Annotated in this window: 16 protein-coding genes; 7 read left to right on the top strand and 9 right to left on the bottom strand. The window is 69.4% G+C overall.

The genetic code is table 11. From position 1 onward, the window contains the following. Positions 1 to 69 precede the first annotated feature (69 nt). From AB5J50_RS12560 to AB5J50_RS12530, 7 genes are all read right to left on the bottom strand, one after another. Complete coding sequence (locus AB5J50_RS12560) at positions 70 to 1,131, bottom strand: RNA-guided endonuclease InsQ/TnpB family protein (RefSeq protein ID WP_369257565.1); 1,062 nt, start codon at positions 1,129 to 1,131, stop codon at positions 70 to 72. Between the two features lie 189 nt (positions 1,132 to 1,320). Continuing rightward, positions 1,321 to 2,310, bottom strand: a complete 990-nt coding sequence (locus AB5J50_RS12555) for a zinc-dependent alcohol dehydrogenase family protein (RefSeq protein ID WP_369257563.1) — start codon at positions 2,308 to 2,310, stop codon at positions 1,321 to 1,323. Continuing rightward, positions 2,307 to 3,188 carry a carbohydrate ABC transporter permease gene (locus tag AB5J50_RS12550; protein ID WP_369257561.1) on the bottom strand — a complete coding sequence of 294 codons (882 nt, stop codon included), beginning with the start codon at positions 3,186 to 3,188 and terminating at the stop codon, positions 2,307 to 2,309. Before AB5J50_RS12550 ends, AB5J50_RS12555 begins: the two co-directional genes overlap by 4 nt. Next, positions 3,185 to 4,123, bottom strand: coding sequence for a sugar ABC transporter permease (locus AB5J50_RS12545; RefSeq protein WP_330303692.1), 939 nt, complete (start codon positions 4,121 to 4,123; stop codon positions 3,185 to 3,187). Before AB5J50_RS12545 ends, AB5J50_RS12550 begins: the two co-directional genes overlap by 4 nt. Then, the gene (locus AB5J50_RS12540; protein ID WP_369257558.1) at positions 4,120 to 5,490 is read right to left on the bottom strand and encodes a sugar ABC transporter substrate-binding protein; all 1,371 of its coding nucleotides are present in this window, start codon (positions 5,488 to 5,490) and stop codon (positions 4,120 to 4,122) included. The genes AB5J50_RS12545 and AB5J50_RS12540 overlap by 4 nt, the downstream gene beginning before the upstream one ends. Positions 5,491 to 5,599: 109 nt before the next feature. Then, complete coding sequence (locus AB5J50_RS12535; RefSeq protein WP_369257556.1) at positions 5,600 to 6,370, bottom strand: DeoR/GlpR family DNA-binding transcription regulator; 771 nt, start codon at positions 6,368 to 6,370, stop codon at positions 5,600 to 5,602. Between the two features lie 275 nt (positions 6,371 to 6,645). Then, positions 6,646 to 7,470, bottom strand: a complete 825-nt coding sequence (locus tag AB5J50_RS12530; protein ID WP_369257554.1) for an NAD-dependent epimerase/dehydratase family protein — start codon at positions 7,468 to 7,470, stop codon at positions 6,646 to 6,648. A 274-nt stretch (positions 7,471 to 7,744) separates the two neighbouring features. Here AB5J50_RS12530 and AB5J50_RS12525 point away from each other — a divergent pair, with 274 nt between their 5' ends. Both AB5J50_RS12525 and AB5J50_RS12520 read left to right on the top strand, forming a co-directional pair. Beyond that, positions 7,745 to 8,686, top strand: a complete 942-nt coding sequence (locus tag AB5J50_RS12525; protein WP_369257552.1) for a 5-dehydro-4-deoxyglucarate dehydratase — start codon at positions 7,745 to 7,747, stop codon at positions 8,684 to 8,686. Next, positions 8,683 to 9,852 (top strand): hypothetical protein, encoded by a 1,170-nt coding sequence (locus AB5J50_RS12520; RefSeq protein ID WP_369257550.1) that lies wholly within the window; start codon positions 8,683 to 8,685, stop codon positions 9,850 to 9,852. Before AB5J50_RS12525 ends, AB5J50_RS12520 begins: the two co-directional genes overlap by 4 nt. Before the next feature lie 429 nt (positions 9,853 to 10,281). On the opposite strand, the gene AB5J50_RS12515 is transcribed toward AB5J50_RS12520, so the two are convergent. Together AB5J50_RS12515 and AB5J50_RS12510 are read right to left on the bottom strand one after the other, a co-directional pair. After that, positions 10,282 to 11,478, bottom strand: a complete 1,197-nt coding sequence (locus tag AB5J50_RS12515) for an MFS transporter (RefSeq protein ID WP_369257548.1) — start codon at positions 11,476 to 11,478, stop codon at positions 10,282 to 10,284. Positions 11,479 to 11,665: 187 nt separating this feature from the next. Continuing rightward, a complete protein-coding gene (locus tag AB5J50_RS12510) occupies positions 11,666 to 12,412 on the bottom strand; it encodes a CAP domain-containing protein (RefSeq protein WP_369257546.1) in 747 nt (248 codons plus the stop codon). A gap of 587 nt (positions 12,413 to 12,999) precedes the next feature. On the opposite strand from AB5J50_RS12510, the gene AB5J50_RS12505 reads away from it, so the two are divergent. The 5 genes from AB5J50_RS12505 to araD all read left to right on the top strand — a co-directional run bounded on the left by AB5J50_RS12505 (position 13,000) and on the right by araD (position 18,053). Further along, on the top strand, positions 13,000 to 13,587 hold the full coding sequence (locus AB5J50_RS12505) for a TIGR03086 family metal-binding protein (protein WP_369257544.1): 588 nt from the start codon (positions 13,000 to 13,002) through the stop codon (positions 13,585 to 13,587). 220 nt (positions 13,588 to 13,807) lie between these two features. Then, positions 13,808 to 14,563, top strand: coding sequence for an MBL fold metallo-hydrolase (locus tag AB5J50_RS12500; protein WP_369257542.1), 756 nt, complete (start codon positions 13,808 to 13,810; stop codon positions 14,561 to 14,563). Between the two features lie 180 nt (positions 14,564 to 14,743). Further along, positions 14,744 to 15,400, top strand: a complete 657-nt coding sequence (locus AB5J50_RS12495; RefSeq protein WP_327427789.1) for a GntR family transcriptional regulator — start codon at positions 14,744 to 14,746, stop codon at positions 15,398 to 15,400. Continuing rightward, positions 15,397 to 16,305 (top strand): dihydrodipicolinate synthase family protein, encoded by a 909-nt coding sequence (locus tag AB5J50_RS12490; RefSeq protein ID WP_327427788.1) that lies wholly within the window; start codon positions 15,397 to 15,399, stop codon positions 16,303 to 16,305. Before AB5J50_RS12495 ends, AB5J50_RS12490 begins: the two co-directional genes overlap by 4 nt. Continuing rightward, the gene (gene araD / locus AB5J50_RS12485) at positions 16,302 to 18,053 is read left to right on the top strand and encodes an L-arabinonate dehydratase (protein ID WP_369257540.1); all 1,752 of its coding nucleotides are present in this window, start codon (positions 16,302 to 16,304) and stop codon (positions 18,051 to 18,053) included. Before AB5J50_RS12490 ends, araD begins: the two co-directional genes overlap by 4 nt. The last annotated feature ends 60 nt before the right edge of the window (positions 18,054 to 18,113 follow it).

Raw genomic sequence — 18,113 nt, 5'->3', positions numbered from 1 at the left:
GTTCCTGCTTCATCACGCTTGGCCCTGATTGCCGACCAGGGGCTTACGTGCGCTCCACAGGCGTTTACCTCACGCTGCGGTGAGGGCCCCCGGCCCGGGGGTGGGTGGTGCTTCGGGCTGGGCCGCCCGGATCCGACGGCCCTCGTCTTGGGTGTTCTTCGCCGCGTTCCAGTCCCGGTCCTGCGTCGTCCCGCAGGCTGAACAGGTCCAGAGCCGGATTGCCAGGGGCTTGGGTCCGTCCAAGTGACCGCAGGATGAGCAGAGTTGGCTGGAGGGGAAGTTGCGGGCCACACGAGTGAGCTCGCGCCCGTAGCGTTTCGCCTTGTAGCCGAGCATGGCCAAGAATTGGCCCCAGCCCGCGTCGTGCACACTCTTGGCGAGCCTGCCGCGCGCCAGGGCCTTCACGCTGAGCGTCTCCACACTGACTGATTGGTTCTCTCGGATCAGTTTCGTGGACAACTGGTGGTGAAAGTCCTGACGCGCATCGGCCACTGCTGCGTGTGCCCGCGCCACTTTCGCACGGGCCTTCCCCTGGTTCTTGCTCCCTTTCTGTTTGCGGTCCAGCTCTCGCTGCTTCTTCTTCAGTTTCTTCTCTGCCCTCCGCAGAAAGCGCGGCGAGGCTACACGCGAGCCGTCGGAAAGCACCGCAAAGTGCGTTAGCCCCAGGTCAATGCCCAGATCGCCCTCTGCGTCCGGGGCCGCGGCCCGATCGGTGTCGGGATCGGTCGTGACCTTGAACGAGGCGAAGTATCTGCCCGCCGCGTCTTTGATCACTGTGACGCTGGACGGGATCGAGGGCAGGCGCCGGGACCAGCGCACCGGAATCTCACCGATCTTCGGCAGGCTCAACCGTCCTGCCGCGGTGATTGCCTTGTCCTGGTCCCGCAGCGACTGTTGCAGCGGTACCGCTGATACCCCGGCCAGCCACGCCCGCTCCTCGGTCCGCTTGGCCTGAGTGATCAGCAGCTTCGAAAGGTCTCCCGTTTTTGGAAACGGGAGACCGCGCTCGTGCGTCGCCCGTCGGACGGCCAGAGCGTCGTTCCAAACCACCCGTGCGCATCCGAAGGTCCGCGAGAGGGCTGCCCGTGCGCCGGCACCCGGTTCCAGGCGGAACGTGTACCGCAGCTCCATGCACCCTCCCCCTGCGAACGTCAGACCTGGACGCGAACAGAATTCCTGTTCCCTCATGGGGAACGCGTCACCGGTAGGAAAGTCACGCCGGATTCCAGAAATCCTGAAAAGCGGTTCTGTCGCCTCAGTACGGCAAGATCGACAGGTCACTCACGGAGCGGCAGCCCGGGCATGCGTGCGCCAAGTTCTCTATGGGAGCACCACGATCTTCCTGCCGATCCCTGATGCGAACTGGTCCAGTGCCTGGGGGTACTGGTCTAGAGGCAAACGGTCGCTGATGAAGATGTCGGGGTCCAGGACACCGGTCCCGAAAAGTTCCGCCGCCCGTTCGAAGCTGTGCAGGACGGCCATGGAGCCGGTGATGGTGAGCTCTTGGTTGTAGATGCGGTACGGGTCGATCGTCACCCGGGTCGCGTAGTCGGCGACGCCGAACTGGAGGAAGGTGCCGGCCTTGGCGACCCGGTCGAGGCCGTCCTGGATCGCCGCGGCGTTGCCCGTCGCGTCGATGACCAGGTCCCAGCCCTGCGGGCGGTCCAGCTCGTCCGGGTTCGCCGCCGAGGCGGAGGCGCCGAGCAGCTGCGCGGTGGCCAGTCGCTGCGGGTTGAGATCCACGATGTCCACGCTCGCGGCGCCGGTGCGCTTGGCGAGCTCCAGCATCATGAGGCCCATCGTTCCGGAGCCGTAGATCAGGACGTGCGCGCCGAGGCGGGAGTTCAGGACGTCGTAGCCGCGTACCGCGCAGGAGAGCGGTTCGACGAGTGCCGCGTCCTGGGTGCGGACGTGGTCCGGGAGCCTGACGCAGTTCGCCACGGGGGCGGTCGCGTACTGGGCCGCGCCGCCCGCCGTCGTCACGCCGATCGCCGCCCACCGTTCGCAGAGGTTGTTGTGACCCGTACGGCAGTAGCGGCACTCGTAGCAGTAGAGGGACGGGTCCACCGCTACTCGATCGCCGACCGAGATCTCCGTGACCTGGGTGCCCACCCCGACCACCTCGCCCGCGAACTCGTGCCCCGGCACGATCGGCAGCTTGGGTGCGAACTCGCCCTGGAGGATGTGCAGATCGGTGCCGCAGAGGCCGCAGGCGGCGACCTCGACGACGACCTCGCGGGGGCCCGGCGTCGGGTCCGGGACCTCGGTCACGACCGCTCGACCGGCGGACTCGATGACTGCGGCCTTCATTTCACGGCTCCCAGGGACAGGCCCTGGACCAACTTGTCCTGGGCGGCGAACCCCGCGGCGAGCACCGGCAGGGAGATGACGAGCGACGCGGCGCACACCTTCGCCAGGAACAGGCCCTGGCTGGTGATGAAACCGGTCAGGAAGACGGGGGCCGTCTCGGCGACGACACCCGTCAGTACACGGGCGAAGAGGAGTTCGTTCCAGCTGAAGATGAAGCAGATCAGGGCCGTGGCGGCGATGCCCGGCAGGGCTATGGGGGCGACCACGCGGGCGAGGATCGTGGGGAGCCTCGCGCCGTCTATCTGGGCCGCCTCGATCACCGCCACCGGGACCTCGGCGAGGAACGACTGCATCATCCACACCGCGATCGGCAGGTTCATGGAGGTGTAGAGGATGACCAGGAGCCAGATGTTGTCCAGCATGTGCGTGTTCTTCGCGAAGAGGTAGATCGGGAGAAGCCCCGCCACTACCGGCAGCATCTTTGTCGACAGGAAGAAGAACAGGACGTCCGTCCACTTCTTCACCGGGCGGATCGAGAGCGCGTACGCCGCCGGGAAGGCCAGGAGGAGGACGCAGATCGTCGAGACCGTCGACGCCACCGTCGAGTTGATCAGAGCCGGCCATGGGCTCGCTCCGCCTCCCGTGCCGAAGAACTCGCGGTAGCCGTCCAGAGTGAGGGCGGCGCCGAAGGACGGCGGGTTGGTCGCTGCGTCCGACTCGGAGTGGAACGACGTCAGGGCCATCCAGGCGATGGGGAGGAAGAAGACGATCCCGGCCAGCCAGGCCACCAGGCCGAGACTCGTGCCCCGGCTTCCCCGGCCTTCTCGGTTTCCCCGGCTTTCTCGGCGGGCACGGACGCGTACGGCGATGTCGCTCATGCGCGGGACACCTCCTCGCGGAACAGGGACGACACGACGCGGAGCGCGAAGGTCGCGATGATGATCGAGCCGATGACGACCAGGACGCCCGCGGCCGAGGCGAGGCCGTTCTCGTGGGCCTGGTAGAAGCTCTGGTAGACGGTGTAGGGGAGGTTCGCCGTGCCCAGGCCGCCGGACGTGAGGGTGAAGACCGCGTCGAAGTTCTGGACGATGTAGATCGAGCCCAGGAGCGCGCCCAGTTCCAGGTAGCGGCGCAGGTGGGGGAGGGTCAGGTGACGGAAGACCTGCCAGTCGCTCGCGCCGTCCACCCGGGCCGCCTCGATCTGTTCGTGGGAGCGGCTCTGCAGCCCGGCGAGCAGGATCAGCATCATGAAGGGCGTCCACTGCCAGACCAGGGAGGCCTCGACCGCGAGCAGCGGGGTGTTCGAGATCCAGTCGGGCTGTGGTCCGCCCACGTAGTGCAACAACCCATTGAGCAGGCCGTATTCAGGGTTGTAGAGCACATGCTTCCAGAGCAGCGCCGCCGCCACCGGGACCACCAGGAAGGGGGCGATGAGGAGGGTGCGGACGATGCCCCGGCCGCGGAACTTCCGGTCCAGGAGCAGGGCCAGACCCAGGCCCAGGATCAGGCTGACCAGGACCACGGTCACGGTCAGCAGGATCGTCGTCCAGACCGAGTGGCGCAGATCCGCGTCGGTGAGTACGTCCGAGTAGTTGCCGAAGCCCGTGAAGTGGCGGGCGTTCGGGTAGAGGGCGTTCCAGTCGAAGAAGGAGATCACCAGCGTGGCCACGAAGGGGAGCTGGGTCACGGCGATCATGAAGATCAGGGCGGGGAGGAGCGGGGCGCGGGTGGCCCAGGCGCGCAGTCGGCCGGAGGGCCTGCGGGTGGCGCGTACCGATGTGGTGGCCATCGGGGCTGTCGTCGCTGCGGTCATCGTCCCTCGTACTCCTTGGAGATCTTCTCGGCGAGTTTCTGGGACTTCCTCAGGGCCGAGTCGACGGACTGGCGTCCGGCGATGGCCGCGCTGATCTCCTGCGAGACCTTGGTGCCGAGATCGGTGAACTCGGGGATGCCGACGAACTGGATGCCGGGCGCGGGTCGCGGCTGTACCCCCGGGTCGCGGGGCCGGGCTCCTTCGATCGCCTCGCGGGTCATGTCCTGGAAGGCCGCGGCCTCCTTGCGGTAGGCGGCGTTCGTGTACGTCGAGGCGCGCTTGCCCGCCGGGACGTCGGACCAGCCGGTCGTGTCCCCGACCAGCTGCTCGTACTGCTTGCTGGAGGCCCAGGAGATGAACTTCCAGGCCTTGTCCGAGTTGTGGGAGGCCTTCTGCAGGCCCCAGGCCCAGGTGTAGAGCCAGCCGGAGGACTTGGTCTTCTCGACCGGCGCGGGTACGTAGCCGAGCTTGCCCTTGACCGGGGAGTCGGCCGCCTCCAGCAGGCCCGCGGCGGATGTGGCGTCGTACCACATGGCCGTCTTGCCCTGCGTCATGTTGTTGAGGCACTCGGCGAAGCCGGACTGGGCGGCGCCGGACTCGCCGTGCTTGCGTACGAGGTCTACGTAGAACTTCGTCGCCTTTTCAAACTCGGGGGTGTCCAGGCGCGCCTTCCAGTTCTTGTCGAACCAGGTGCCGCCGAAGGTGTTCACGACGGTGGTGAGCGGTGCCATGAGTTCGCCCCAGCCCGGCAGGCCGCGCAGGCAGATGCCCCGCATGTCGGCCTCGGCGCCGTCGACCTCGGCGGCGAGCTCGCCCACCTGCTCCCAGGTGGGGTGCGCGGGCATCGTCAGGCCCTTCTTGGCGAACACGTCCTTGCGGTACATCAGGAAGGACGATTCGCCGTAGAAGGGCTGCCCGTAGAGCTTCCCGTCGTCGGCCGTCAGGGACTGCCGCATGGGGGTGAGGATGTCCTGCTCGTCGTACCCGCTGTCCTGGCGTACGTACGAGTCCATCTCGTGCAGCCAGCCGTTCCTGGCGTAGATCGGTATCTCGTAGTTGGACAGTGTGGCGACGTCGTACTGGCCCGCCTGGTTGGCGAAGTCCTGGCTGATCTTGTCGCGGACGTCGTTCTCCGGCAGGACGGTGAAGTTCACCTTGATGCCGGTCTCTTTGGTGAAGTGGGCCTTGGTGAGCTTCTGCAACTCCACCATCTGGGGGTTGTTGACCATCAGGACGTTGATGGAGTTGCCTCCGGAGCCCGCGCCGCCCGCTCCGGTCCAGCATCCGGAGAGCAGCGGGGTGAGCAGCGTCCCTGCGGCGGCCGCGGCGAGCAGTGCGCGCGGCCTCCGTCGGCTCGGGGTTCGCATGGATCACTCCTGGACGTATGGGGAGAAAAAGGGGTGTGGTGGGGCATGGGTGTGCCCTACGGAGTACGTGAGTTGGGTTTCCGGACGCTATGGGGGGGCGGTTGGGTTTTCAGACTCGGATGACCTGTGGGCCCTGGAGTGTGTAGCGGTGTGCCTCGGACGCCGGGAGCAGCGTGCTCGTGACGATCGCCTCCAGGGAGCTGATGTCGGCGAAACGGCAGAAGCTGACCGCGCCGAACTTGGTGTGCACGCCCGCGAAGACCGTGCGCCGGGAGGCCCGGATCGCCTGTGCCTTGACCTCGCTGACCGCCGGGTCGGGGGTGGTGAGGCCGTGTTCGCGGGAGATGCCGTTGGCGCCGATGTACGCCAGGTCGATGACGAAGCCGGCCAGCATCTTCGTCGTCCAGTGGTCCACGGTCGCGAGCGTGCCGGGGCGGACCCGGCCGCCGAGCAGCAGGACGCTGGTGTGGTCGGCCTCGGCGAGCGCGCCCGCCGTGGCCAGGGACGCGGTGACCACGGTCAGCGGGCGGTCCCTGGGCAGTGCCTCGGCGATGAGCTGGGGAGTGAACCCCTCGTCGACGAAGACCGTCTCGGCGTCCCCCAGCAGCTCGGCGGCCGCGGCGGCGATCCGGCGCTTCTCGGGCACATGGCTCGTGGTGCGGAAGGCGAGCGTCGTCTCGAAGCCGGCGCTCTCCACGGGATAGGCGCCGCCGTGCGTGCGGCGCACCAGACCGTGGTCCTCCAGGGTGCGCAGATCGCGCCGTACGGTCTCCTTCGCGACGCCCAGCTCGGCGGCGAGCACGGTGACGTCGACCGAGCCCGTGCGGCGCGCGGCCCGGACGATCTCGCGCTGTCGCTCCTCCGCCGTCATCGCCGTCATGGTCGCCACCTGCTCCCTCGCGCTCCGTCGCGCACTGCCCGTTCGGGCCCTGTGCGGCCCTTGAGGGAAGTTCTACAGCGGGTATCGGCCACTGACCAGGCCTGTTGCGTGCCCGATGATGCCCGGCTGAGCCCGTTTCACGGTGCGGGTGCCCGCGGCGGACCTGGGGCGGAGCGGAGGACGAGGTGGGATCGGGCAGGGTTCGCGCCCGAACACGGGAGCGGGCGGGCCCGTTCGGTGCCCGCCCGCCGTGTTTTCCGGTTCTCGCCGCGCTGTCAGTACGGCCAGATCGGCGGGTGCGTGGTGAAGTGGCCGCCCAGGTGGGCGTGGTCCGGGTTGCCGGGGTCGAGCTCGCCCTGCTCGGCGATGAGCTTCTCGGCGTACGGCTCGGAGTCGTCCCGCGGCTCGTAGCCCAGCGCCCGCGCGGTCGACAGGTCCCACCACAGGCGGGTGTTGGCGGACGAGCCGTAGACGACCGTGTGCTGTACGTCCTCGGCGGTCAGCGCCGCGTGGAAGAGGCGCGCGCCGTCCTCCGGGCTCATCCAGACCGAGAGCATGCGCACGCTGGTGGGCTCCGCGAAACAGGAGCCGATGCGGACCGAGACCGTCTCCAGGCCGTGCTTGTCCCAGTAGAGCTGGGCCAGGTCCTCGCCGAAGGACTTGGACAGACCGTAGAAGGTGTCCGGGCGGTGCGGGGTGTCGATGGGGATCAGGTCGCTGTCGCCGAAGGGAGCCTCTCCCTGCGGGCGCGGGGTGAAGCCCACCGCGTGGTTGGAGGAGGCGAAGACGATCCGCCGTACGCCTCCCTCGCGCGCGGCCTCGTACAGGTTGTACGTCCCCTCGATGTTCGCCTTGACGATCTTGTCGAAGGACGCTTCCAGGGAGATGCCGGCGAGGTGGATGATCGCGTCGACGCCCCGTACCGCTTCGCGCAGCGCCGCCCTGTCGGAGAGATCGGCGGTGATCGCGTCCGGCTCGCCCTCGATGGGCAGCAGGTCGAGGAGGCGCAGCTGGTAGCCGTACTTCGGCAGCAGCCCCCGCATCAGGGTGCCGAGTCCGCCGGCGGCGCCGGTGAGCAGAACGGTGCGGGGAGCGGGCATGCGGGTGTCTCTCCTCGGTGCGGGGCGATGTGCCATGTCGTGCCGCGTCGGGTGGCCGTAGTGGCCGTATTCATGTACGGCATTCACATCCATGGACACGCTAAGGAGCGGTGACCTGCCGCGTCAAGTGTCGCGCGGTGGTGGTGAATCCGCTGCCGTGTTGCGAGTTTGCGTGCTTGACCGGCCCCAAGGTCGCGTCTTAGCGTGGTCGCGTTCAGAAATATGGACGTGGATCAGAAACGTGCACCGCTGAGCACCGTTTTAGGGAGAGCCCGTGACCTCAGCCCCTCTCGCCGCTCGACTGAGTATCCCCAGCGGGCCGTTGTTCTTCCCTGTCACCGCGTACGGCCCCGACGGCTCCGTCGACCTCGACGTCTACCGGGAACATGTGCGGCGCGGGGTCGAGGCGGGCGCCGCGGCCGTCTTCGCGTGCTGCGGCACCGGCGAGTTCCACGCGCTGACGCCCGAGGAGTTCGAGGCGTGTGTGCGGGTGGCCGTGGATGCGGCGGCGGGGCGGGTGCCGGTCGTCGCCGGGGCGGGGTACGGGACCGCGCTCGCCGTGCGGTACGCGCGGCTCGCGGAGGGCGCCGGGGCCGACGGGCTGCTCGCCATGCCGCCGTATCTCGTCGTGGCCGGACAGGAGGGGCTGCTGCGGCACTACCGGGAGGTCGCCGCGGCCACCTCGCTGGACGTCATCGTCTATCAGCGCGACAACGCCGTGTTCACGCCCGAGACCGTGGTCGAACTGGCCCGGAGCGAGGGAATCATCGGGTTCAAGGACGGGGTCGGCGACCTTGATCTGATGCAGCGGATCGTGAGCGCGGTGCGGAGTGAAGTCCCCGGGGACTTCCTGTACTTCAACGGGCTGCCGACGGCGGAGCTGACCGGGCTCGCGTACCGGGGTATCGGGATCACGCTGTACTCGTCCGCCGTGTTCTGCTTCGCTCCGGAGATCGCGCTGGCCTTTCACGCGGCGCTCAACGCCGGCGACGACGATGTGGTGAACCGGCTGCTCGACGGGTTCTACCGGCCGTTCGTCGATCTGCGGGCGCAGGGGCGTGGGTACGCTGTCTCGCTCGTCAAGGCGGGGGTGCGGTTGCGGGGGCTGGACGTGGGGGAGGTGCGGCCGCCGTTGCACGAGCCGGCCGAGGACCATGTCAAGCAGCTCGCGCAGTTGATCGAGCGTGGGTACGCGTTGCTTGAGGAGGGTGTGTGAAAACGTCCGCGTTCTTGTACCCGTGGGATGTCAACGGGGATCCGGAGGCCGCCTCGCGGATCGCCGGGCTCGGGATACGGCAGGTGACGCTCGCGTCCGCGTACCACTCGACGCGGGCGTTGACGCCCCGGCACCCTCGGCACCGGATCGTCACCGCCGAGCATGCGGCCGTGCTGTACCCCGTGGACGAGTCGCGGTGGGAGGGGCGCCGGATCAGGCCGTACGCGGCGGGGAGCTGGGCCGAGGGTGACGCCTACGGGGCGGCTGCCGCGGAGCTTGCCGATGCCGGGCTCGAGGTCCACACCTGGGTGGTCCTCGCGCACAACTCCCGTATGGGGGCCGAGCATCCGTCCACTTCCGTGGTCAACGTATATGGGGACCGGTATCCCTGGGCGCCGTGCATCGCGCAGCCCGGGACGCGGGACTATCTGGTCGACCTCGCGACGGAGGCGGCGGTGCGGCCGGGGGCTCGTGGTACGGAGCTGGAGTCGCTGGGGTGGTACGGGCTGGCGCATCTGCACGCGCACGACAAGATCGGCGGGGTGGGGTTCGGGGATGCCGGGCAGTACCTGATGTCGCTGTGCTTCTGTGCGGTGTGCCTCGACGGTTACGCGGAACAAGGGCTTGACGGGCGGGAGTTGGCGGCCGCCGTGCGGGGGGCTCTGGAGCCGGTGTGGCGGGGGGCGCCGTCGGACGGTGGGTGGGCGGGGGTCGAGAAGCTGCTCGGGGCGGGGGCTGCGGGGGCTACGCGTGTGTGGCGTGACGGGGTCGCTCGTACGCTCCAGGAGGCGGCGGTCTCGGCGGTACGGGCGGCTGCGCCGGGCGGGTTCCAGGTGCTGCTGCACGCGGATCCGGTGTCGTACCACTGCGGTGCGAACGCCGGGGTCGACCCCAGGCACATCCTGTCCGTGGCGGATGGCGTGGTCGTGCCGTGCACCGGTGGTGCCGGGCTGTTGACTCCCTTCGCGGAGGCGGCGCGGGAGGACAGCGTGCTGGCCGCCAACTTCACCGTGGTGTCGGGGATGGGGGGCAGGCCGGGCGCCCTGGCCGCGGACGCGGAGCGTGCGGCTTCGCTGGGCGCGACGGAACTTCGGCTGTATCACGCCGGGTTGGCGTCTGATGGGGATCTGCGGGCTGTGGGGGCGGCGGTGGCGGGGCTGGGGTGAGGGGCGGGTCGGTTCGGGTTCGTTGTGGGTCGGGGCCGCGCCGGTACGTCCAGCCCGTCGCCGGTGGGCATTACTGCCTGCTGCCACAGCATGAACTTGCCCATAACCACGTAAGCGACGGGCTGGACGTACCGACACGGCCCCTTCTGCGCGACGCCGACTGCGGGTGCGTGTCGGCCGTGCGTCGCCGACTGCGGGTGCGGGTGCGGATCCGTGTGACGAACGGTTCCTGGGGGATCGCGGGGCGCAGCCCCGCGCCTTTGCTTTTGCTTTTAGGGGCGCGGGGAACTGCGCGACCAGCCCCCACCGGCCCGCAGACGACTCTCTTCAGGGGCGCGGGGAACGGCGCAATCTTTTAGGGGGGTCTGGGGGCGCAGCCCCCAGGAACGGGATGGGACGGGTAGGGGCGGCGGGGGCGAGGAAGTGCTTTTAGAGCGGTGGTGCGGAGGGGGCGTCGCGGAGGAGCGGGGGCAGGGTGAGGAGGCGGGTGAGGCCCAGGGCGGCCAAGAGGATGTGGTAGTCGATCAGTTCGACCAGGGCGGCGCCGACGGCCAGGCCGAGGGCGTTGGGGGCGTAGAGGAGGGTGTTCGCGGTGGCGGTGGTGCGGCCCAGGAGATGGGCCGGAGTCTCCCGCTGGACCGCGGTGTACGTCGCGATCAGAACGCAGGGGAGACCGACACCCACGGCCGCGCAGGAGACGAGGGTCAGGGGCTCGGAAGGGATCGAGCGGAGCGCAACCGCGGCGGCCGTGAGAGCGATCCCGTACCCGGCGAAACGGCGTTCGCCCAGCCGGCGCAGGAGGGGGCCACAGACCAGGCCGATCGTCACCGAGCCGGCGCCCTGGACGACGTAGAGGAGACCTACGTACGTGGGGGAGTGGCCCAGGCCTTCGGCCACGGCGTAGATCGTCGCGCCGTTGAGGCCCGCGAAGAGCATGGTCGTACCGCCGGCCAGGACCAGGGGCCGGAGCCGGGGATGGCGCCAGACGAAGGCGGCGCCCTCGGCCGTGCGGGTGAGCCAGGCGGCAGGGGTGGCTTCGGGTAGCGGGGGTTCCTGGACTCGTAGCAGCGCGCACACGCCCGCCGCCAGCCCGAACGTCACCGCGTCCAGCAGCGCGACCCGCGCACCGCCGTACGCCGCGTACAGACCCGCCCCGGCGAGGGGAGCCAACAGCTTCATGCCCTCGTTGGCCGTCATGCGCAGGCCGTTGAGGTCGCCGAGAAGGGTCTTGTCGACCGCTGTGGCCAGCAGCGCCGACTCCGCCGCGTCCTGGACGACGCCTGCCGCGCCGTAGAGGAGAAGCACCGTGAAGAGGATCCACAGGCGGTCCGGGGTGTCCACGGCGAAGAGGGTGAGGAGGAGCGCGGCCAGGGCCAGGTTCGTGGTGATCAGGAGTGGGCGGCGGCGGGTGCGGTCCGCCAGGGTGCCCAGGAGGGGGCCGATGAGTGTGGGGGCCCAGAGCGCGAAGACGCAGAGGGCCGCCAGGCCGTTCGAGCCCGTCAGGTCCTTGACCCAGATGCCCGACACCAGCCACATCGCCGACGATCCGAAACCGGAGACCACCACTCCGGTCAGGTACAACCCCGCGTTGCGGTCACTGAGAACACGCGCCACCGTCCATGTCATGGCAGGTGATCGTGGTTCTAAGGCGGCTGCCGGGGGATCGGGCATGTGCCTTACCCGGCCCGGCGGAAACCGTTGCTGTCTGAGCCGGGGTCGAAGGCCCCAGGTGGGGGTGGGGGTGCCTGGTGGTCTTCGGCCCCGGGCTCAGGGGCAGGTACGGCGGGATGGGGACGGAGGTCGACTTGAGCGGTCAGCGGGCCGTGCCGAAGTCCTGCGTCCAGTAGCTGCCGGGCTGCGCGAGGCCGACGCCGATCTCCTTGTAACCGCAGTCCAGGATGTTGCGCTTGTGGCCGGGGCTGGACATCCAGCCCGCCATCACCTGCTCGGGGGTCGAGTATCCGTACGCGACGTTCTCGCCGTAGGAACTCCAGATGTAGCCGGCCCGCGTGATCCGTGTGCCCGGATCCGAACCGTCGGAGCCCGTGTGCGACATGTTCTGGTGGCTCGCCATGTCCACGCTGTGTGCCTGGGCGGCCTTCGTGAGCTTCGCGTTCAAGGTCAGCGGAGAGCAGCCGACCTTGCTGCGCTCGCTGTTGACCAGGGCCACGATGCGAGCCACGGCGCTGGAGGATGCCGGGGTCGCCGTGGCGGTGGCGGCCGAGGACGCCTTGGGCGCGGCGGTTGTCTTCGAGGCGGTTGCGGTGGGTGCCGCAGTCCTCTTCGAGGCGTGGGTCCTGGATGCGGCGGCCGTCGTAGTGGCGGGTGCGGCGGTTGTCTGCGAAGCCGACGGCTTCGACGTCCACTCGCGGTGCTTCCACCCCTCCTCCGACGAGGACGTGTTCCGCCAGTTCTGCCACTGACCGCCGTACGACTCGGCACCCCGGGTGCCCTGATGGTTCAGACAGGCCATGGCGGCGGTCGGTACCGCCAGCGCGCTCACCACGAGACCAGCGATGGCTATCTGCCGGTGGCGCGTTTTCCTGCGGTGCTTCCTCATGGGGACCTCGCTCCGTCGTCGCGGGTGCGCCTCCGGTGGGCCGGCTCGGCATGGACGCTGTGCCTGAGCTGCGGTGACGCCTTGTGGGGCCGTCATTGTTAAAACCTGAGTGAGTAAGCGGCAACGAGCGCTACTACTACCCGGCCTCGTAGTCCACGAACGGCCTTGAATCGGGCGCACGGGTGTGCTGACGCGGCTCACCGGCGCGCGGCAGGGTCTGGCGCTCCGTCAGAAGCCCCCCTGTGCCCGGCGTGCGGGGTGAAGGAAGCGGGCGGGATGCATGCCATTGGATCATGTGCGTCGTATGTCTGATTCCAGACGGCAAGTCTGGCTATATCGCCCAGGCGTCATGTACTACCGAACCGCGTTGATGCGGGAAGTCGACGTGATGGATGTCACTGTGTGCTGCTGCAACCATTCCCGACGGACGCGTACGGCGCCTCATCGCGGCGCAAGCGGTGAGTGCGCAAGCGGTGAGTGCGCAAGCGACGAGTGTGCAAGCGGTGAGTACGGAAGCGATGAGTTTTGGGCGCCGCCTCGGTCTACCCCATCAGTGGACATGAGTGCTGAGTACTGAGGAGACGTGGATGACCGGCCAGACTTTCGACCTCGGACCGCAGGCCCTGATCGTGGCGCGCCTCGCGCAGGGCGTGACCGAGGAGCAACTCGACGGCGTGACCCCCTGTCCGAGGCTCGCGGTGCACAACATGCTGGGGCATGTGGCCGGGCTGGTCATCGCCTTCCGCGACGCCGCGCGCAAGGACCTGGGCCCTACGACGGCCACCAGCCCGGACTCCTTCGTGCCCGACATCGAGGCCGGCTGGCGCGAGGCCCTGCCCAAGGCGCTCGACGAGCTCGCCGAGGCCTGGCGCGACCCGGCCGCCTGGACGGGTGAGACCCGGGCGGGCGGGGTCTCCCTGCCGGGTGCGGTGGCCGCCGTCGTCGCCGCCGACGAGCTGGTGGTGCACGGGTGGGATCTCGCCCGGGCCACCGGCCAGGAGTACGAGCCCGATGCCGCTGCCTTGCAGGCGTCACATGGGCTCCTCGCCGCCGCGGCCGAGGAGCCGAGCAGGGACGGGGGTCTCTTCGGGCCGGTGGTACCGGTGCCGGACGACGCACCGCTGCTCGACCGGGTGATCGGGCTCAGCGGACGCGACCCCGGCTGGAAGCCGTAGGGCATCCGCACATACAGACACCGAGGACGCTGTAGGGCGCCGGTACATACAGGCACCTGAGGAGCCGCCGAGTCGTGGCGTGCGAGGACACCTGGGGAGCCGGCGGAGTGGCGGCGCACGCGACATGCCAGCAGCCGCAGCGCCCCTGGGGTACCGGAAAGCGTCCCTGGAGTACCGGAAAAGGGGAGTCCGGCGCGCGGTCGTTCCGTACGCTCCCCGCATGTCTCTCGCCCTCACCGTCCTCGGCACCGCCTCCCCCCACCCGGGGCCCGGCCGCCCCTGCTCCGGCTATCTGCTGAGCGGCGGGGGCGCCGAGGTGTGGGTCGACGCCGGGCCCGGGAGCTTCGCCGAATTGCAGAGGCATACGGATCCGGCGCGGCTGGACGCGATCTGGATCTCGCATCTGCACGCCGATCACTGTGCCGACCTCCTCTCCGCCATGTACGGGCTGGCGTACGGCGGGCTCACCCCCTCCGCCCCTCTTCCCGTGTACGGGCCGCCCGAGCTCGGGCAGCGGCTCGCCGGGTTCTTCGGGCAGCGGGATTCCGGGTTCCTGAGTGGGGTCTTCGACCTCCGGACCCTGTACGACGGGCATGACACGCGCGTGGGCGAACTGCGCCTTCGTACGCGTGCCGTCGTGCACGACACCGAGGCGTACGGGCTGCGGGCCGAGTGCGACGGGAGCGTTCTCGCGTACTCGGGGGACAGCGGTCCCTGCCCGGCGCTCACCGAACTCGCCGCCGGCGCCGACCTGTTCCTCTGTGAGGCGGACATCGACCGGCATCGCGGAGGCGAACGCCCGGTGCACCTCACACCCGAGGACGCCGGGGCCGTGGCCAAGGAGGCCGGCGTACGGGAGTTGCTGGTCACCCATGTGGGGCCGACCCTCACCCCGGAGTCCGCCACCGAGCGCGCCGCCGTCGTCTTCGGCGGCCGGACCTCCACCGCCCGCGAGGGCGACATCGTGAGCCTCTGACACCGAGGGCCGGCTCACCGGTCACTCCAACTTCTTTTGTCAGAAGCGTTGACGAAACACAGGCGCGCTCCTACCTTCAACCCGTCGTACTTCGTACGTCATATATGAGACGCGATATGCGAGATCCGATACACGCGATCGGAAGCCCGCGATCCGACACGTGAGATCCGAGAGGCGCGCATGACCTCTGTGCCCACCCCGATCCCGTCCCGCACGCAGTTCGTGCTGGAGGGGATCAAACACCGCATCCTCACCGGGCAGTTGACCCCGGGACAGGCCCTGGTCGAGACCGAGCTCGCCGCACAGTTCGGGGTGTCGAAGACGCCCGTGCGCGAGGCGCTCAAAACCCTGGCCGGTACCGGGCTCGTCGTGATGAACCAGTACAAGGGCGTCACGGTGCGCATGGTGGACGCGGACATGGCGCGCGAGGTGTACGACGTGCGGCTGCTCCTCGAACCGGAGGCGCTGCGGCGGACCGTGCGGCGCGAGGCGTCGCTCGCCGCCGCGCGTGACGCGCTGACGCGTGCCGACGAAGCCGCCGACACCGCCGAACGCTCCCTGGCCAACCGGGAGTTCCACCGCGCCCTGTACGTGTCCTGCGGCAATCCGCTGCTCGGCCGGATGCTCGACGAAGTACGCGACCAGGCCGCCCTGGTCTCGGCGGTCGCCTGGGCCGCCGACCCGTCCTGGGAGCGCGAGGCGAGCGAGCACCGGGAGATTCTGCGACTCGCCCTCGACGGTGACGCCGATGGCGCGGCCGGCGCGCTGCACGCCCATATCGCGTCGTTCGTGCAACGGGCCTTCCCCCAGGGCCAGGAAGAGGATGAACAGGAATGACAGCGACGTACGAGACCCAGCGGGCGGCGCTCGCCGAGGTCGTGGCGATCCCCGTGACTCCGTTCGCCGAGGACGGCACGATCGACCGCGACACCCACCGGGCCCTGCTGCGTCGACTGCTCGACGGCGGGGTGAAGACCCTCACGCCGAACGGCAACACCGGTGAGTTCTACGCCTTGACGCCCGAAGAGCGGCAGCTCGTCACCGAGTTGACCATTGAGGAGACCGGGGACCGGGCGGTCGTTCTCGTCGGTGTCGGACATGACGTGCCGACCGCCGTCGCCTCGGCGCGGCACGCTCGCGCGCTCGGTGCGCAGATGGTGATGGTCCATCAGCCCGTGCATCCGTATGTGTCGGAGGGCGGCTGGGTCGACTACCACCGGGCCATCGCCGAGTCCGTGCCCGAGCTGGGCGTCGTTCCCTACATCCGCAATCCGCTGCTCGCGGGAGCGCGGCTCGCCGAGCTCGCCGATGTGTGCCCGAACGTCATCGGGGTGAAGTACGCCGTTCCGGACGCCGCGCGCTTCGCCGCCTTCGCCCGGGACGCGGGCCTTGAACGGTTCGTGTGGGTGGCCGGGCTCGCCGAGCCGTACGCGCCCTCGTACTTCTCGGCCGGTGCCACGGGCTTCACCTCGGGGCTCGTGAACGTCGCCCCGTCCGTTTCGCTGAACATGATCGAAGCGCTTCGATCGGGCGACTACCCGGCCGCCATGAAGGTCTGGGAGCAGATCCGCCGCTTCGAGGAGCTGCGCGCGGCCAACGCCTCCGCGAACAACGTCACCGTGGTCAAGGAGGCCCTGGCCTCGCTCGGGCTGTGCCGCCGTGACGTCCGGCCGCCGAGCAAGCCGCTGCCCGAGAGCGAGCGCGCCGAGGTCGCCGCGATAGCCGCCGGATGGTCCATATGAACAGCCACGACGAGCAGCGCAGACGGCCCGAGGACCTCAGAAGCCACCAGTGGTACGGCAGCGGCGTCTCGTCGGGGCTGCGCTCCTTCAGCCACCGGGCCCGCACCCGCCAGCTCGGCTATCTGCCCGAGGAGCACCTGGGCAAGCCGGTCATCGCGATCCTCAACACGTGGAGCGACATCAACCCCTGTCATGTGCACCTGCGCGACCGTGCGCAGGCCGTGAAGCGGGGGGTGTGGCAGGCCGGGGGCTTCCCGCTCGAATTCCCGGTCTCCACGCTGAGTGAGACCTTCCAGAAGCCGACCCCGATGCTCTACCGCAACATGCTCGCGATGGAGACCGAGGAGCTGCTGCGGTCCTACCCCGTCGACGGGGCCGTGCTGATGGGCGGCTGCGACAAGTCCACGCCCGCCCTGCTCATGGGGGCCGCCTCCGTCGACCTGCCGGCCGTCTTCGTGCCCGCCGGGCCCATGCTGCCGGGCCACTGGCGCAATGAGGTCCTCGGCTCCGGCACCGACATGTGGAAGTACTGGGACGACAAGCGCGCCGGGCTCATCGGGGACTGCGAGATGACCGAGCTGGAGAGCGGTCTCGCCCGCTCGCCCGGTCACTGCATGACCATGGGTACGGCGTCCACGCTGACGGCGGCCGCCGAGGCGCTCGGCGTGACCGTCCCGGGCGCGTCGAGCATCCCCGCCGTGGACTCCGGGCACGATCGGATGGCCGCGGCATCCGGCATGAGGATCGTTGAACAAGTCCACAAGGACCGCAGACTCTCCGCCATCCTCACCGCCGACGCCTTCGAGGACGCGGTGACGACCGTCCTCGGCCTCGGCGGCTCCACCAACGCCGTGATCCACCTGATCGCGATGGCCGGCCGGGCGGGCGTCCGCCTCACCCTCGACGACTTCGACCGCATCGCCCGCACGGTTCCCGTGCTCGCGAACGTACGGCCCGGCGGCCAGACGTACCTGATGGAGGACTTCCACTTCGCCGGCGGCCTGCCGGGGTTCCTGTCGCGGATCACCGATCTGCTGCACCTGGACCGCCCGACGGTGTCGTACGACAGTCTGCGGGAGCAGCTGGCGAGTGCGCAGGTCCACAACGACGACGTCATCCGCACCCGGGAGAACCCGGTGGCGGCCGAGGGCGGAGTCGCCGTCCTGCGCGGCAACCTCTGCCCGGACGGCGCGGTCATCAAGCACATCGCCGCCGAGCCGCAGCTGCTCAAGCACACGGGTCCCGCGGTCGTCTTCGACGACTACAAGACCATGCAGCGGACGATCAACGACCCGTCTCTCGGGATCACGGCGGACAGCGTGCTGGTGCTGCGCAACGCCGGGCCCAAGGGCGGTCCGGGCATGCCCGAGTACGGGATGCTGCCCATCCCCGACCATCTGCTGAAGCAGGGTGTACGGGACATGGTGCGGATCTCCGACGCCCGGATGAGCGGCACGAGTTACGGCGCGTGCGTGCTGCACGTGGCGCCCGAGTCGTACGTCGGCGGGCCGCTCGCGCTGGTGCGGACCGGGGACACGATCACCCTCGACGTCGAGGCACGGTCGCTTCAACTCAACGTGGACGACGTGGAGCTGGAGCGCAGGAGGGCGGAGTGGACGCCGCCGCCCGTCCGTTACGAGCGCGGCTACGGCGCGCTCTACAACGAACAGATCACCCAGGCGGACACCGGCTGCGACTTCGAGTTCCTGGCCAGGCCGGGCACGGTGCAGGACCCGTACGCGGGCTGAACCACCCTCGGCCGCACTGGCCGAGATATCGAACAACGTACGCGAAGCGCTTCACCACGC

This window comes from Streptomyces sp. R35, from assembly GCF_041053035.1.
Taxonomy (GTDB): domain Bacteria; phylum Actinomycetota; class Actinomycetes; order Streptomycetales; family Streptomycetaceae; genus Streptomyces; species Streptomyces lutosisoli.
Note: the sequence above shows the minus strand (reverse complement) of the source record. Positions and strands in the feature narration are given on the sequence as shown.

Bases quoted from the DNA above. Each gene is read 5' to 3' on its own strand.
- AB5J50_RS12495 (WP_327427789.1), top strand. From the start codon at position 14,744: ATGACCTCTGTGCCCACCCCGATCCCGTCCCGCACGCAGTTCGTGCTG.
- AB5J50_RS12545 (WP_330303692.1), bottom strand. From the start codon at position 4,123: ATGACCGCAGCGACGACAGCCCCGATGGCCACCACATCGGTACGCGCC.
- araD (WP_369257540.1), top strand. From the start codon at position 16,302: ATGAACAGCCACGACGAGCAGCGCAGACGGCCCGAGGACCTCAGAAGC.
- AB5J50_RS12500 (WP_369257542.1), top strand. From the start codon at position 13,808: ATGTCTCTCGCCCTCACCGTCCTCGGCACCGCCTCCCCCCACCCGGGG.
- AB5J50_RS12515 (WP_369257548.1), bottom strand. From the start codon at position 11,478: ATGACATGGACGGTGGCGCGTGTTCTCAGTGACCGCAACGCGGGGTTG.
- AB5J50_RS12490 (WP_327427788.1), top strand. From the start codon at position 15,397: ATGACAGCGACGTACGAGACCCAGCGGGCGGCGCTCGCCGAGGTCGTG.
- AB5J50_RS12510 (WP_369257546.1), bottom strand. From the start codon at position 12,412: ATGAGGAAGCACCGCAGGAAAACGCGCCACCGGCAGATAGCCATCGCT.
- AB5J50_RS12550 (WP_369257561.1), bottom strand. From the start codon at position 3,188: ATGAGCGACATCGCCGTACGCGTCCGTGCCCGCCGAGAAAGCCGGGGA.
- AB5J50_RS12530 (WP_369257554.1), bottom strand. From the start codon at position 7,470: ATGCCCGCTCCCCGCACCGTTCTGCTCACCGGCGCCGCCGGCGGACTC.
- AB5J50_RS12535 (WP_369257556.1), bottom strand. From the start codon at position 6,370: ATGACGGCGATGACGGCGGAGGAGCGACAGCGCGAGATCGTCCGGGCC.
- AB5J50_RS12555 (WP_369257563.1), bottom strand. From the start codon at position 2,310: ATGAAGGCCGCAGTCATCGAGTCCGCCGGTCGAGCGGTCGTGACCGAG.
- AB5J50_RS12560 (WP_369257565.1), bottom strand. From the start codon at position 1,131: ATGGAGCTGCGGTACACGTTCCGCCTGGAACCGGGTGCCGGCGCACGG.
- AB5J50_RS12540 (WP_369257558.1), bottom strand. From the start codon at position 5,490: ATGCGAACCCCGAGCCGACGGAGGCCGCGCGCACTGCTCGCCGCGGCC.
- AB5J50_RS12505 (WP_369257544.1), top strand. From the start codon at position 13,000: ATGACCGGCCAGACTTTCGACCTCGGACCGCAGGCCCTGATCGTGGCG.